The following is a 16,381-nucleotide window of genomic DNA, read 5'->3' as shown; positions in this document are numbered from 1 at the left end:
GGCGGCTGCCTCACCCAACGTTGGGTATGAATGAAGTTCCTTTACTGGCAAGGTATATCCGTATTGATGCAATCGTCCCATGAGTTGAAGCGCTTTGATGGAATCACCGCCGAGTTCCCAGAAGCTGTGGTGTAACCCGATTGGGTGCCTATTTAGCGTCTCTGCCCACAGCTCCGCCAGCAGCTGCTCACGTTCGGTAGCAGGCGCAATATACGGTTGCTTGCCAGAAGACAGTTCGGTCATGTGAAGCAGTGCCTTGCGGTCAATCTTGCCATTGTGTGTTAGCGGCATGCTGTTAATCTTCATGAAGTGTGCAGGAACCATATAGATAGGGAGCTGATTCAGCAGCTGAGTACGAATGTCTGAGATCACGAGTCCTTGATCCGACACAATATAGGCAGATAGCGTCGAGTCGGAAGCACCTTGTTTGACCATGAGCACGGCAGCTTCTTGAATACCTGGCAAGCGCTGCAGCTGCGATTCAATTTCACCAATTTCAATTCGATAACCACGAATTTTCACTTGGTCGTCTGTTCGACCAATGAATTCGAGTTCCCCGTTAGGAAGCCATCTGGCATAATCACCGGTCAAGTACATTCGCTTCCATCCATCCGAGTCGAAGAAGGGGTTCGCTATGAAGCGCTGCTCTGATTGCTCCGGTAGATTGAGATATCCGCGAGCAAGTCCTATTCCGGTGATACATAGCTGTCCTTGTGCCCCAATTGGCTGCAGCTGAAGATGCTCATTCACGATATATACGAAGCTATTCGCTAACGGTCTGCCAATGCTATAGGCTCCTCCCGCTTGCGCGTCTTTCTTGATCGACGTGACAACGCTGTTCTCGGAAGGGCCGTATTCAATTACAATTTCAGTGTCGGACTGAAGCTGCTTGCTTCTCTCTATCACCGCATCACTGACCCGCTCGCCTGCTAAGGTAACAATCCGAAGACTCGACATATCTTCTGTTGATAATCCATTGAGTAAAGACCCATATAGGCTTGGTGTGGAAATAATATGATAGACCTTCTCTTGTATAATCAAGTTACGTAGGGCATAGAAGTCTTTCATCGCCTCCTCAACTGCCAGCACAACTGTCGCTCCCGTAATAAGCGGTGACCAGCACGTCGCCACAAAACCATCGAACGCGAAGGAAATCAACGGGAGCACGGTGTCTCCTACCCTTGTCTTGTATTCTTGGTTCCGATAATGCAGAGTGCTGCCGAATGATTGATGCTCGATCATCACCCCCTTCGGATTGCCGGTCGACCCGGAGGTATAGATGATATATGCAAGGCTGTTTAGAGCAGGGTGAGTGACTTGAATGTCAGCTATTGGATTGTCACTTAATAGCTTGCTTTCTATCCTACTTTCTTGCTTGTCGCTGTCTGTGATGCAATCTAGATCCACCCAATCGATTGCTCTATCGATATAGAAACGACTGTCTAGGCCTCGATGCGTAACGATGACCTTGACACTGCTGTCTGTGAGCATAAATGAGATTCGTTCATTAGGCAGTGCAGGATCTAGTGGGATGTAAGCCGCGCCAGCTCTCCATATCCCGAGCATACTGACGATGGTATCGATAGATCGCTCCATCAGGATGCCTACGACATCGTCCTGCCCGATACCTTTATTCCTTAGATGCGCACTCAATCGGTCAGCTCTGGTACTTAATTCTCGATAAGTGATGGATTTCTGGTCGCATCGAATGGCTATAGCTTCAGGGGTTCGTTCGCACTGCTCATTGAACGCTTGGACGACTAAGAGAGTGGGATTGGACTCTTGTGTTTTCGCTGCCTGAAAGGAAGTCATCAGCTCTGCACGCTGCTCAGGCGTGCAAATTTCGGTTGAGTCGATAGAGCGTTCAGGCTGTGCAAGCACTTCTTCGATTACATATACATACTGTTCAATCTGCCGCTGAATTTCTTCTGAATTGAACTTAGCTATCTGATAATCAAAGTGCAGGGACAATTCATTCGTCGCCGCGACTCGCTGTACCCGGAGCAGGAAGTCATTTTCCTCATAGCCACAATGGATGTGCTCCCATTCATATTGAACGTGCTCATTGCTGTTTACATTCGACGTATCCGTCTCTCGATATTCAATGGATGCGTGAAAGAGGGGCGAGCTTTCGCCTGTCTTGGAGCGAATGTCCTGTACAAGCTGATTGAATGGATATTTCTGATGCCTTGCCGCTGAGAATTGCTTTTTGTTCACTTGCTTAATGAAGGAGATCCTGTCTTGTTTCCCTTCTATCTGGAGGCGCAGTGGCACGGTGCTGACGAACATACCTAACATGTTTTTCTCTGCTCTATTCGTTCGATTGCTTAATGTCGTGCCGATGACTTGATTTTGGTTCCCATTCCACTTGTATAAATAAATGCCGAGTAGTGCGGTGAATAATGTAAATAGACTAACTTGATGTTTCTCGCAGAATTGATATACATGCTGCTGCATGGATGCAGACAATGGATAAGATATACGACTGGATTTACAGGTAGGATCATGCAGTTGGAGTGGCGAGATTATATGTGCGCTGTCAGAGGGATGTGCTTCAAATTCCTGCAGCCAATATTGTCGGTCTTTCTCCCGGCGCTCAGATTGCTCGTATTCCAGCTCACTAGCGATGAACTGCAAGTAGGAAGGTCGATGTGAATCAGGCAAGATTGCACCTTGTACAAGGCAACTGTAATAGGCAAGAATATCATCAATGATAAGCTGCTGGGAGATTCCATCGTGAATGAAATGATGAAAACGCTGGTATAATACACAATCCGTAGCATTTATCCGCAACAGAATGAACTCAAATAGATCGGTATCCTTCCACGGCATTGGCATCTGAGCTCTCGCCTTCTCCCATGATTGTACGTCAATACCGACAGCATCAATGACTGGAACCTCATAGCTTTGATACTTGCTGATGTATTGTCTTGGCTCCTGTCCGTCCCTCTCTACGATGCGAAGACGCAGAACTTCATTTCGTCTTAAGAGCTCATTTACAGCTTGCTGCAGGAAAGGAATCTCCAGATTGCCTTGTTTCGATTTCAGCCGCAACGATACTGAAATAATGCCTAAGCTTGTATTCGGCTGCATATTCTCCATGTACCAAATTCTAAGTTGAGGATGTGTAAGTGACCAATCATTCATCAGACTCGCCCTTCCCTGTCAAATTCATCTACTAGCACATTGAAACATGTCATTGGAAAGAGGGTCAATCAAATATTTTCTAAAAAGAATTGTTCATTTGATAATTTCTTGTAAATACCGAGAATACAGCTATAATTGTATAAATTTCGCAATAACGGAGAAACTATCCCCAGCGTAGTGTAAAACCTTATGGAGAAATAAATCGATGAATTTACATGCTTATGTACTTTTATGTCGGCTATTGCTGTTAAGTATATCCATTCCATGTGCAATGGTCACCCTCGTGCCAAATATGGTTGAAGCAAAACCTTTGAATACCGTTGAATCGAAGCGAGATGACTACTCGATCATCATCTTCCCCCACCTTCATCGCCTTGTTGTGCAACAGCATAACAAGACAATCAAGTCTTATCATATCGCAGTTGGTGATCCCGCTACCCCAACTCCCGCGGGTGAATTCCGCATCGTATTTAAGGGAGAGAACTGGGGGCCATCATTTGGCCCTCGTTGGCTCGGCTTGAATGTGACATGGGGGAACTATGGTATCCATGGTACCAATAAGCCCTATTCCATTGGACGTCACGCGAGTCATGGTTGTATTCGTATGCGCAATAAAGATGTTATTGAATTGTATGAGATGATTCCGATTGGCACGAAAGTAACGATTATGGGACATGCACTGGGTGATTTGAGGCATAATCCACGCGATTTAGCGGAAGGTGATGTTGGCGGAGATGTGCAATTGATTCAGTCGAGGCTGCAAAGTGCAGGATATTACACAGGAAGGTGTGACGGCAAGTTCAGATCAAGCACGACACAGGCCCTCAAGCGTTATCAACGTGATCACCATCTAGAGCCAAATGGCGTTGTTTCCTTCCCTATTTATGTACATCTTGGATTGGTAGAATGACCGTGGGTCTGCACTCTTCACATTAGCTGTTTTAGGATGCTTCCAAGATACTGCTTATGCACCCTATCGTCATTCTGAGACGATAGGGTGCATGCTGTTTCTTTTACATGTCGGCGAATATCCGAATGTGCGGTTGCGAAATGCTTCTAAGTGAGTGAATCCCCAAAAACAAGGGAAGCTGTTCAAGCAGCCTCCCTTAGTTCGTAGTCATAACCTTTGTTCGGATTTGAAAGATGGTATTTTGCTTCAAATCCTACAAGACAACTCTCCAATTATGACTGTACTCGGCTGTAATGGTTCCCCGCTTCCTAATATAATCCACGATTAATTCAGCCATATCTGTCGGCAGATCAAGCACAATTGGCTTATTGGCGAACATGACGTAATTCCCCCCGCCCCCGGCTCGATAATTGTTCATAGCCACATCATATTCAGCGTTCATCTCAATTGGCGCGCCACCAACGGTTAGCGTAGTAACGCGCTGTCCTATCGGTCGTGAGACTTGAATCTCATATTCAATGCCTGACCACATATCATAATTATAATGCTGGGGCTTCGGATATAAGAATGCTTCACTAACCTGTATGTGATTCCCTTGTTCCGATAATGCAAAATAAGAGGCAGATTGCTCCAAGGCGTCCTTAATATCTTGACCCGAGACGCGAATGACTCTTAGCGTATTCGGATACATATAGTTGGCCAGCACCTGTCGCATCGTAATCTCTCCATAGAATCCTGGCGCACTATCATCGAAGAGAGCGGTATTCGATATTTCGGCACATCCGTATTCCATTTGAACCCGATTAATGAATGCGATCAACGGATGGTCTGCAAGCCGGACTTGCGACGGATCATCGACCAACATATTGCCTTCCATAGTACCAATCGGTTGATCCAGCCAGTGTTGAACCTTCTGTTCGATGTCATGGATCGCTTCCAAGATACGTTCGTCCGGGACTGTTCCCTCTACAGAAATGAACTGAGATTGACATTGTTCTAGTGCCCATTTCCCTTCAAGCTTGGTCATACCGATCTCCATGAATCCGATTCCTTGCCCATGGGAGCTCGGTTGCGCGATCCATACCCCGTTCACCTGCTCATCTACAATCATTCGGTGCTGATGACCGGTTAACAGGATGTCGATTCCGGGAACGTCCATGCAAATTCGATAGCCTTGATTTTCACCCGTATCAGCTTCTGTTAGTACACCAGTATCCATGTCCCGCTCGAATCCGCCGTGGTAGGAAACGACAACGAGATCAACCGCCTCTTCATTTCGAAGAATGTTCACCCAGCGTTTCGCCGCTACAACCGCGTCTTCGAAGCAAATTCCTGCAATATGCTGCGGCAATTCCCAGTTCGGAATATACCGGGTTGTTAGGCCCAATATGCCAATCTTAAGTCCATTCGCATACTCCTTTACAATATAGGGCTTGCCAAAGTAAGGCTCTCCGTCTTCTGCTCGAAGCAGATTTGCGCTGAGCCATGGAAACTGAGACTCCTTAATCGCCTGCTTCAAATAGGGAAGCCCATAGTTAAATTCATGGTTCCCGATGACGGCAGCATCTGCCTTGATCTGGTTCATGCAGGCGACCATTGGATTAGGCAGCTCTGGTTGTATGCGAGCATGATAATAGGTTAGCGGTGTGCCTTGAAGCAGATCGCCATTGTCGATCAGTACAGATTCCTTATACTGATGGCGCAGAGTGTCAATAGCGGTCGCCATTCTGGCTAACCCTGCTTCAATATGCTGCTGATCCGCATAACGATAAGGCATAACGGTTCCGTGAATGTCACTTGTATGTATAATGGCTACTATGCAAGAATCACTGGTTTCGCGAAGAGGTGCTGCTGTTTCATTGCTCATATGGATTCTCCTCATCTGTGTTGGACGCATCTACCCTATCTTGACTGGTGTCTTTCGAAAGAAAGGATAGAGAAGCTCTGGCAACCGCGCCGGGACTTCTCTACACGATCTTGCTATGTCAGACAATTCATGACATTTATAGCTTAAGGTGCAATTGTAATTGGATTAGTTTGATATACATTGCTGCTATCCTTGCGGAGACGAATGCTGGCTGCCCCGCTCTTGCCTGATTGTGTCCGCACTTGGAATGTCTTCACGGCAGTACCAGTGCTATCCGCTGTGAGTGTGACGCTGTTATAGCCATATCCGGTAGGCCAACTGCCATTATCTTGCTGCACTTGACCGACTTGCTGCCCGCCCGTTAAGTATACGCCGATTTGAAGCGTAATGCTGCTGTTCGGCGCTAAGCCGCCTGCTGTAATCGTTACATTGAAAGGTGTCGCTGCAGTTACCGTTGCAGGATGTGTCATCGCAGGATTGCCAGATGGGTTCTGTCCCCCACTCGGAGCGCCATATGAGCCTTTCTTGAATGTGGAAGAATCCCACCATTTGTAGCCCGCTGCAGGGGCTGCCCATGGCTCAGGCTGCGGCTCTGTACTGAGGTGCGGCGTCTCGAACGGCAGCAATGCAGTTGGTGTGTCAAGCTGCAGTCCTGGCACCTGTGTGAAGCTTGTGTATGACTCCTGCTCGGCAAGCCAGTCAATAAGGTTCATGAGCAGTGCGGCATCATCCTGCTCTTTGTAGCCATCATATGTTTTTTTCGTCTGTCCATTCTCTTCGCGCAAATATTTCGGTGTTGCATCTTCTACTGGAGAGGAATCACCAATGACAGCAGCTTTCCCTAACCCGACCTTCGAGATAGATACATAAGCCCCTTCTGCGACACCGCCTCCGTTATATACGCCTTGATCTACTGCATTTGGCCATTTCTGGCTGCTGCTTACCGCAGGCAAGTACACGATGCCTTTCGCAATTTGTGGATTTGTAATTGCAACCGTTGAACCCGCATGCATGGCAAGACTGCTTACTTGATTCGTAATGCCGAATGCTTGCTGTGGATCGACAATCACGTTAGCATTAATGTCACCGAGTGCATTGTAGCGAATACGAACACCGAAGTTGTCGGACAGCCAATCGGAGCTTGCAACATCCTGCATAGCAGCTGAGTTGGCCTCCTCTGTGCTCATCCCTTGTGCTGGGTTGCTCCATGCTCCACGGCGGTAGCCGTTAAATGCTTCAGAAGCGTCCCAGCGGTTCTTGTTGCGATCCGCATTGTAATGGTCTGCGATGAAGAAGATACTGCCCCCACTGTTGACATACTGCAGCATTGCTGCTTGCTCGGATGTCTTATACGGAATGTTGGCCTCGCCAATAACAAACACTTGATAATCTTTCAGATCATCATAAGTGATTGGCGTAGACTTGCGCAATTCCTTAACCTCATAGCCTTTGTCTGCAATGCCGTTAGCGAAATCTGAGAAGCCGCCATCAATTACCCAGTCTGCTGCGCCAGCCGTTTGACCGTGAGTGTTATCGAACAATACTTTCTTGCCGTTCGGTGTACCCTTTGCCGTGATATACGGCGCCGGATCGGCTGGCCCCTCCGCATAAGCGTTAGACCCTGCTCCCAAGGACAACGTGGGCAGTGCGATTAATGCAGCAAGTACAACTTTGAACCATTTGCGTTTCAACACAGTTAGCATATTCATTCTTCTTCGCCTCCTCATTTTGTGATGCGGGGGATTGAACCTCTCCGTTCAACATTATTATGGGGCTCGTATGTTAAGGGAAACTTATGTTCATGCGAAGATTATGTTAATCGATCAATATTTATGAATTATATTGAAAATATTACAACTGGTATAAGTAAGAAATCAAAAGCGGCGAAATGCATCTACTACTACTGGAATAGGCCAATATGTTCTTCGAGAAAGTTATCGAGCGTTCTCGGTGCTTGGCCGAGCAATCGAGCAACTGTATCTGTAGGATGCTCCGGAATAGCTACAGACATGGCTTGAATCTCTACAACGTGATTCGCAAGCCATAGCGGCATATGATCTTGTTCCATTAAGGAACGGCGCTGTGTGTTCGAATCCATGTTGATATACGTAATAGGACGACCGAGCATTGCTGTGAATTTGGCCGCAATTTGTTCATAATTGAACACTTCTGAACAAGTGAGTGTATAGATGCGTCCTGCTTTCTTGTGATTCGTCAGTACTTCTGCGGCGACATCCGCAATATCTCGGCAATCGATGTAGTTGCATGCTGAGCTCCCCATTGAGCCGTAGAAGGTATTGTGCTTGCGAATCGGCCCATTCAATCGAAGTAAGTTCTGCATAAAAGCATAGGGTCGCAGTACGGTATGCAATATACCTGAATCGTTGAGCAAGGTTTCGATTTCCAGATGCCATCTGGCAATCTCCACTGGAGCAAGAGCGTTATAGAGCGGGCTAGAAATCTTTACAATATGCTCAATGCCGGCTTCGATAGCCGTTCGGATGACAGAGCTCTCTAATTCCACTTGTCTCGGACTATTTGACATAGACAGAAAAAGTTGGCTCGCCCCTTGGAATGCAGAGCGCAATGTTGCTGCGTCGGATGCATCTGCCCGGGCAATCTCCACATGCTTATAGTTGCCCGCGCCTAATTGAATCCGGAGTTTGTCAGGCTCTCTGCTGATGGCCCGTACGGGTACGTTTGCTTGAATCAGACTGTTTAGCAGTTCTCTGCCGATGGTTCCTGTTGCACCGATTACTACGATCATTTCTTACACGCTCCTGTTCGATGTATGTTTGTGTGTTGCCTTATACCAGCGGCATACTGTAGTTGTGCTCGCTATCGTGACAGATAGAGGAAAATCTATCCACACCCGATCCAACCATGCAATCTCTTGTGAAAATGCATAAATCGACAGTTCTGTAACAACCAAAGCTATCAGCAACCCTGTTGCTACTCCTAAAAAGGCGAATATCGTTGCAATGACAAGAAGATGCGACCTGTTCAACCATTGTGTATGTAATCCCCAATCTTTCAGCCAACGACCAATGATCCATGCTGTTACGGCAGATGTCCCTCCTATCGAAGTAAAGGCGGCAATGAACAGAATCTGGTCACCGATCACCACTCCTCCAATCCCGGCCATCAACGCCGGCGCAGCATAAGCTATCATGATATCGCGCCAGAGAACAGAAGGCTTAGATATCCTATTACTACCATCCTTGGTCTCACTTGCATCATCTGATCTGTTCAATGTTTGTCTTCACCCTTTCTGTTAAAAAAATTGCTCACTCCTACACCTCATATAATTAGGTTCCTAACTATATGGGTGGAAAGGAGGGCTAGTCAAGACTAGCCCCTTTCACGATCATCCACTGTCCCTGTTTAGACGATAGATTCCACGGTAAGTGCTGAAATTCCTTCGGTAACCCTTCCGAGTAGGTCGAGAAACACGGTGCGTTCTTCAGCAGTAAGCTGTCCTACCATGGCTTCCAGCCTTGCAAAATGTTCCGGTGCCATCTCACGAAGCTTATTAGCTCCTTGATCTGTGAGAACAACTGACTTTTGCCTACCGTCTGATGCACTAGTACGCCGAGTGACGAGGCCATCGCGTTCCAAGGTATCGATTAAGCCCGTGACAGTCGCACGAGTCACACCGAGGTTGTTGGCTAATTGCGATGGCAGCTCCTCTCCCCCATTGTCCTCCAAGTCAGCTAATAAGCGATATCGACCTGTTGATAGTCCGAATCTGGAGAAATGAACTTCTGCCGCATGTCCTAGCTTCGCACCAGCCTCCATTAACCGTGCAGCAACAAGAATGGCTTGTGCGTCAACGTCGAGGTTGTAGCGATCAATCTGCCGCTTGGATTGAATGAGTGTAGGTGCGGTTTCATTGCTCTTAGTAAATAATGGTTGATTGGTCATACATATAGTATGGCTCCTAACTATATAATTGTCAAGTCCTCATTATTTTAGAGCCGAATCAACTACTTGTAGATTCTTTAACAACGGTCGATCGGCTCTCAGTCTGATTTTATGAGAGGTCATTCACAATTAGAGTCGTACAAGCTTATCTGGGTTGCGTACGAAATAGATATTGCGAATGGCAGCCCCCTCCGAATGAAGCAGGATAACGGTGTCGGGTCGTCCATTGGTATGAACGATCACTCCCGCTTGCCCATTAATAGAGGGAAATTCGTAATGCGTAAGGAACTCTTGTTGGGCAGTCTTCTTCATAAGTCCGATGAGGAATTGTGCGACTCGTTCTGGCGTTGTAATTGGATGTGCAGCAGCCGACACCTTGCCGCCTCCATCAGACAGAACAACGATATCTTCATGCAGCATAGACACGACGGCATCCACGCTATTCGACCTCAGTGCTTGTAATAAACGCATTACCCATTCCTCACTAGCCAGCTCATGAGGGATAGGCTCCTCCTCCGAAATTCCCATCTTATTGCGGGCTCGGCTTAACAACTTGCGGCAATTCGCCTCATTTTTATTCACAATTTGTGCAATTGCGGGATAGTCGAACCCGAGCGCTTCACGCAAGATGAAGATCGTGCGTTCCACAGGCGCTAATCGTTCAAGCAGCACAAGCATCGCGTAGGATAGCAAATCAGAACGTACAATTGAATTCATCGGATCCTCGTAGGTTGTCGCAACAGGCTCTGGCAGCCAAGTACCGAAATATTGCTCTCGTCGGCGCTGAGCCGATTTTAGCAAATCATAGCACTGATTCGTAACCATTTTGCACAAATATGCCTTCGGTTGTTCAAGCTCAATTCCGTCTAACTTATGGATTTTGACGAATACCTCTTGCACAACATCTTCTGCGTCAACAGTTGAACCAGTCAACTGATACGCAAGTGTGAACAGCAGTGCTTTATATTGATGATAAAGTTCTGTCGTATCCATATTGTCCTTCTCCCTTGTAATCACAATTGATGCCATTATTTTATCAAACTAGCAGAATCCCAGGTGAACTTTCGTATCTTCCATCCGAGCTTGCCTGTCAGTACGAAATCTATTCCCCATTGCCGGCACCACACCAATCCACTTTCTGGACCTAGGCCAATACAAAATAACTCCATATAAGACTGGTGTAATGGCGCAGGACGATGGGCAATGTCTGCTGCTATGATTTTGGCTAGCCGATTTGCTTGTGGAATAGCTTCCTTGCATGTCATACGATCTGGACTACCATTCTTCGGATCAACGATATGCGCACAATCACCGATACTATATACTCCCGGGAGGCCATGAACTCGATAACTTGCATCTACGATGACTTTCCCTTCTTCAGTTACGGGTAAACCAAGTGAACGAAGGACTGGATTAGGCTGAAGGCCCAGTGTCCAAATACATACGCCAACTGGCAGCGGATCGCGGCCAACAAAGTGCAGCATTCCATCCCTCACATGACTTGCTCGACTGTGGTGAATTACAGCAACACCTAACTCGTTCAGTGCAGCTTCCAACTTGGCAGCTACCTTCAAGGGGCCTTCGGTGAATAACCGCTCCTGCGCATTTATTAAAGAAACTCGAACGTCATTCGCAGCTAATCCGAGCTCAATAGCCTCCATCCGCATTGCGTAAGCTAATTCGGCAGAAGTCTCAATGCCACTAATTCCTGCTCCTACTACAGCAACCGACATGAGACGCTTGCGTTCGAGCTGATCTTGTATTCCTGCTGCCTTCTGCATATTGCTTCGCCATTGCTGTTGGATCTGCAATGCTGCATGATCATGGGTAAGCGCAATTCCTCCTTGTTCTTCAGCCGGTTTTCGAATAGTACTCCCAAGAGCAACAATGAGAAAGTCATATGAGATACGATGTAATTGGCCATCCCGGCCTTCGTATAGTACATGCTTGTTGGCTCCTTGTATGGAAGTAACACTCCCTTGAATGAATGTAACTCTGCTAGGCAATACATCCGACCATGGAACCGTAATGGCCGAGTCTGTGGCAGCAGGCTTAAACAGGAGTACTTTACGCAAATGATGTGCTTGCTGGTCAATAAGAAAAATATGAAGGGAGGAGTATTTCATGCCCTTCATACTACTTGACATAGCGTGTGCAGCATTCAATCCGGCATAGCCGCCTCCAATTATGATGCATGTCTGTTCTCTCATGTGCTTCTCTCCTTAAGATCGATTTGCACATAGAACGACATAGCACAGCTGTTTGTGACAGAAGAAAATGAATTTGTTTCTATGTGAAATTAGGCTATAGCCGTGAGCATTATAGGGATTCGCGGATAGACTGATGCTGAGATGACTGATATTTACAAGGAGGCACTTATGGATCCTAATTACTATCATCAAGTGAGCTGGAATTGTGTAAACAATTATGGTTTCAGCCTGGCTTTTTCTCAAGACGCCGCTTTTTCCCTCGCCGAATCCCATTTGGATTCATTGATGACTTATTTTTACTTCCATTCTTCCTGTAGTCCTGATGAGAACGAAATCAAGCCCCTGTGTGAATTTTTAACATGATATGGAACACAGGGGGCTCCCTATCTCGCTATCATTCTGCAAATTTCTACTTGCGGTATCTTATAACGATAAGGAAAGCTGCGCTTATCCAATAGAAAAGTGCACTTAGAACAATCAATGTTAGTTGCCCTTCCTTAATAAAGGGTGATATGAGGACAAACATGATACAAGAAAACAATATGAGATCCCATCCTACCCACTTAATTGTGAATAAGGTTACGTTAGCATTCCGAAGCGCATGCAAATTCCAAAGAACGGCTACCGTTTCCATAAGAAGAATTCCAATCGCAGCTCCTCTGTACCCAAACCCTGGAATTGCAACAATAAAGAATTGAAGCAAGACGGATAGGCCGATTCCCAGTGCAAGTCCCGTTAATGGAGTCCGCTTGCGCTCTTGGGCCCACAGGATACTCGTGGTAAGTTCACGCAACCCAACAATAAGAGGGATTGCACATAGGTATCGAATAGGCTCAGCTGCAGCTTCCACGCCGAATAGGAGTATTGCCGCTTCCTTCGCATACAGGAAAATAAAAAGTCCGCTAATGATTCCCCATGTCCAGACAAATCGGAGAATTCGTTCGATATCGCGCCCGCTCTCCATGCCTGCTTCGTGCTTCGCTGCTATCTTCATCGTTACTGTATAAGAGACAGAGGCCGTTATCATCGTCGGCATATAGACGATGACAGCAGCCATTCCTGTAATAATGCCATACATCGCGATTGAATCTGGTATAGAATACCCTGCAGCCTGCAGTCTGTTTGGAATAAGGATGGAGTCAATGAAGTCTGAAAGTGGTACAAGCATTCGCGTGCAACCGATTACGAAGGAGGATCTTAGGAAAAGACCTAACCCTTCTTTGCTCAATGGGGAATATGTGATCATTATCGCTGCACGCCGTGTGGAAGATGCATATATCGTCAAAAACAAAAATGCGGCAATAGCTGCAATCGTCGTACCATACAACCCGTAGCCTATGGCTCGACCTACACCTTGAGCAGCGTACAGGCTTACGAAAATAATCAGTACCGTAATCCGCACTGCTTGCTCCGTTAATTCGGACAAGGAAATCGCTTCATAGCTGCGGATTCCCTGCATATAACCGCGTGCTAATTGGAGAAGTGGTACAGCGATTAATGCCGGAGCTAGAGCTCGCAGCGCCCATGCAAGTTCTACATCTCCAATCAGCACAGCAATGTTGTTCGCATAGTATTGTGTCCAAAATGCGAGTCCCATCCCAATTAATGCAGTATAAACGGATAAAAGCTGGAATACCCTCCAACCTCGATCAGACTGCTTCGCTGTAAATAAAGCGAGCGTAGTAGGCAACCCTCCGGAAATGACCATCAAGGCCATGCCGAAGAAGGAATAGGCAATCTGGTATAACCCAATGCCTTCTGCACCGAGCATTCTTGTTATGGCTACTCTGCCTGCAAGGCCTATTCCTTTACCAATGACGAGAACTGCACTTCGAAGTGCAGCTTGCTTTACGAGTGATGACAACAACATTCGTTCACCTTCCGACCACTCCTTCTTGTCCTCATCATTGTATGATCGGAGTGGACGAGGTATGTGCCGAAGTGCTGACCAGTTCTGCCAAGCTAATCACGAATATGGATGAGCCAGTACATCGTATATTTATCCCAGCCTAGATCAAAAGGTACTCGGTAACGATCGGCAGTGTGTGAATTCACGAGCGGGTAACCTTGAGCATCAAAGCCAACTACAATCGAAAAATGATCGATATCGCCATTAAGCTCGTACCCAATCAGGTCTCCCGCCTTAAGACCAGCCCAAGCGCCGTTTGGATGCTGATTGCTGGTCTGGACAATTGTAGTGTAGGTTCCTTTTTTGATGACTTTGCCGTACCCGCTGTATATGAGGAAGTTTTTGAAAGCATCGGTCTGTACCCATGCTTTACTGCCTCCTGAGCGATAGTGATGCCATCCACCCTTCATGCGCAATCCGCCGCCTTCTTGATCGCCAATACATTGGGAAGCAAAATTCGTACAATCCCCTCCTTGCCCGGTATAATCCCGATATCTGGGGTTGTAGCGATGATTGTTACCAGCCCCCCAAGCTATTCCTGCGTATTTATTCGCATAATCAATAGCCTTATCACGGTTGTAGCGAGTTGAAGTTGAATGTAGACCCGATGCTTGGTTTGTCTTGTCATTAACCCGATTAGACGCTGAATTGCGCGGTAACTCGGTTAATTTCGGGATTAGATCAGGATTCTCTTCCAGAGGGTCTAAATACCATTCTCGTAGTACCTTCCACGATCCATTCTTCCTTATCAGGGTAAGCGCATGCCGCGTACCTATCCCGAAGTGCTCGACTTGACATGACGGTTGATTGTACGTATATCCGAGACGCAATGAATCTACAGCGGAGACAAATACCTGATCATTACGTTTATTCGCCCGAATTACTCTTGGGCTGCTAGCAGCATCCGCCAATTGAAGTTGCCTATGCTTCACCCACGTTTGTACATATTGTGCACGCATCTGTTCATGCTTCATCGCCCTCATGCTTGATGCGCGTTCAGGCATATAAAAATCGCGGAGCAGCCCATCTTCCTGACGAAGTAAATATTTGGCTCGATTCGCAAATAATTGCTGAATAAATGTTGTAAGCTCATTATCTACTGTTTGCTGTTCTGCGGAGAATGCGTATTGCGGTATGGAGGATACAGCAACACAAACGATAACGAATATAGGGATAACAAACCATCTATACATGTTAACGACAAACTCCTCCCTCTTTTTCCTTTTGTCACTTCGACCACATAAACTTCGCACCCTGCTCGTGAAATACATAAATACAGCACCCTTTTACTATGCCCTGCATCGAATAACTGATTCTGCTAAAAAATAATAAGCATGGTTTGTACGTTTTCGATGAACAATGATAAGCAAGGATATCATTGAAGCAAGCAAGAAAGCAGGTGCTGATGTGAAAGATGTAAATAAACGCTTGTCATACCGGATTGCCCTTAGCCTTATAGTGGCATTCCTTAGCTTGCCGTTATTCCCTGTTGACGTACAATCCTTATCCGATCGGCAGCACGGAGAAAAAACGGCAATGATCATTATTGATGATTTCGGGAATAACGCCAAGGGTACTACAGAGATTATGGAGCTGCCCTATAAAGTGACTGTCGCTGTTATGCCCTTCATGCCAAGTACAGAAAGAGACGCGAAGCGTGCGCACGCCGCAGGTCATGATGTTATCGTTCATATGCCGATGGAAGCATTGTCAGGCAAGAAACATTGGCTTGGGCCTGGAGCAATAACAACGGATCTGAGCGATGCTGAAATTCAGAAACGGGTACATGCAGCTATCGACAATGTCCCCCACGCCATAGGCATGAACAATCATATGGGTTCTAAGGCTACAGTTGATGAGCGTGTTATGCGAAATGTGTTGAAAGTATGCAAAGAACGTGGGCTTTTCTTCGTGGACAGCCATACTAATTTTCGCAGCATTGTTGGCAAGATCGCAAACGAGGTGCAGGTTCCCAGCTTAGAGAACCACATCTTCCTAGATGATGTACATACGAAGGCGGCTGTTCATAAGCAGTTCATGCTAATGCGCGAGCATTTCCGCCGTCATGATGTATGTATCGCAATTGGGCATGTCGGTGCTGGTGGGAGAATTACAGCAGAGGTTCTTAAAGATCAGATGGTCAAAATGAACCAAGAAAATATCCAGTTCAAAAAAGTAGCCTCTGTATTAAAGAGCAATGCATCACGAAAATAACATGATTATTATCCCAACAATAGGACGATATCCACATGCAGAATAGAAAAAGAGGATGTCCGAATGGACATCCTCAGATTGTTGAGAAACCCTGTCTTTTTATAAAGCACAGGGTTTCTTTTGTTTTGCAGTCTAGGGATGTAAGAGAACCCATGGTGGTTATCCTCGTCTTTCTAGGCGATCCAGGTGGATCGCCATCT

11 protein-coding genes and 1 pseudogene are annotated in these 16,381 nt (G+C 46.5%); 2 read left to right on the top strand and 10 right to left on the bottom strand.

From position 1 onward, the window contains the following. Nucleotides 1-12: 12 nt before the first annotated feature. Nucleotides 13-3,147, bottom strand: a pseudogene (locus M3661_RS23980) (non-ribosomal peptide synthetase); the annotation flags it as partial. Nucleotides 3,148-3,439: 292 nt separating this feature from the next. Between M3661_RS23980 and M3661_RS23975 the strand changes: the two are divergent. Continuing rightward, nucleotides 3,440-4,057, top strand: a complete 618-nt coding sequence (locus tag M3661_RS23975) for a L,D-transpeptidase family protein (protein ID WP_397376550.1) — start codon at nt 3,440-3,442, stop codon at nt 4,055-4,057. 253 nt (nt 4,058-4,310) lie between these two features. On the opposite strand, the gene M3661_RS23970 is transcribed toward M3661_RS23975, so the two are convergent. The 9 genes from M3661_RS23970 to M3661_RS23930 form a co-directional block, all read right to left on the bottom strand. Continuing rightward, nucleotides 4,311-5,924, bottom strand: a complete 1,614-nt coding sequence (locus M3661_RS23970; RefSeq protein WP_251489282.1) for a bifunctional metallophosphatase/5'-nucleotidase — start codon at nt 5,922-5,924, stop codon at nt 4,311-4,313. Between the two features lie 143 nt (nt 5,925-6,067). Beyond that, a complete protein-coding gene (locus M3661_RS23965) occupies nt 6,068-7,618 on the bottom strand; it encodes a DNA-binding protein (protein ID WP_397376549.1) in 1,551 nt (516 codons plus the stop codon). Nucleotides 7,619-7,824: 206 nt separating this feature from the next. Beyond that, nucleotides 7,825-8,691, bottom strand: a complete 867-nt coding sequence (locus M3661_RS23960; protein ID WP_251489278.1) for an NmrA family NAD(P)-binding protein — start codon at nt 8,689-8,691, stop codon at nt 7,825-7,827. Nucleotides 8,692-8,694: 3 nt separating this feature from the next. Beyond that, a complete protein-coding gene (locus M3661_RS23955; protein WP_251489276.1) occupies nt 8,695-9,177 on the bottom strand; it encodes a hypothetical protein in 483 nt (160 codons plus the stop codon). A 131-nt stretch (nt 9,178-9,308) separates the two neighbouring features. Further along, nucleotides 9,309-9,848, bottom strand: coding sequence for a MarR family winged helix-turn-helix transcriptional regulator (locus tag M3661_RS23950; RefSeq protein WP_251489274.1), 540 nt, complete (start codon nt 9,846-9,848; stop codon nt 9,309-9,311). A 129-nt stretch (nt 9,849-9,977) separates the two neighbouring features. Then, nucleotides 9,978-10,841, bottom strand: a complete 864-nt coding sequence (gene sigJ, locus M3661_RS23945) for an RNA polymerase sigma factor SigJ (protein ID WP_251489272.1) — start codon at nt 10,839-10,841, stop codon at nt 9,978-9,980. A gap of 35 nt (nt 10,842-10,876) precedes the next feature. Next, nucleotides 10,877-12,058 carry an NAD(P)/FAD-dependent oxidoreductase gene (locus M3661_RS23940; RefSeq protein ID WP_251489270.1) on the bottom strand — a complete coding sequence of 394 codons (1,182 nt, stop codon included), beginning with the start codon at nt 12,056-12,058 and terminating at the stop codon, nt 10,877-10,879. A gap of 409 nt (nt 12,059-12,467) precedes the next feature. After that, nucleotides 12,468-13,928: an oligosaccharide flippase family protein gene (locus M3661_RS23935; RefSeq protein ID WP_251489268.1), complete on the bottom strand. Its 1,461-nt coding sequence runs from the start codon at nt 13,926-13,928 to the stop codon at nt 12,468-12,470. Nucleotides 13,929-14,020: 92 nt separating this feature from the next. Next, nucleotides 14,021-15,160 carry an amidase domain-containing protein gene (locus tag M3661_RS23930; protein ID WP_251489266.1) on the bottom strand — a complete coding sequence of 380 codons (1,140 nt, stop codon included), beginning with the start codon at nt 15,158-15,160 and terminating at the stop codon, nt 14,021-14,023. Between the two features lie 214 nt (nt 15,161-15,374). Here M3661_RS23930 and M3661_RS23925 point away from each other — a divergent pair, with 214 nt between their 5' ends. After that, a complete protein-coding gene (locus M3661_RS23925) occupies nt 15,375-16,181 on the top strand; it encodes a divergent polysaccharide deacetylase family protein (protein ID WP_397376548.1) in 807 nt (268 codons plus the stop codon). Nucleotides 16,182-16,381 lie beyond the last annotated feature (200 nt).

Origin of the sequence: Paenibacillus sp. MER 180 (assembly GCF_023713665.1) — a bacterium.
Lineage (GTDB): Bacteria > Bacillota > Bacilli > Paenibacillales > Paenibacillaceae > Paenibacillus_B > Paenibacillus_B suaedae.
This window is presented reverse-complemented; position numbering and strand designations above follow the sequence as displayed.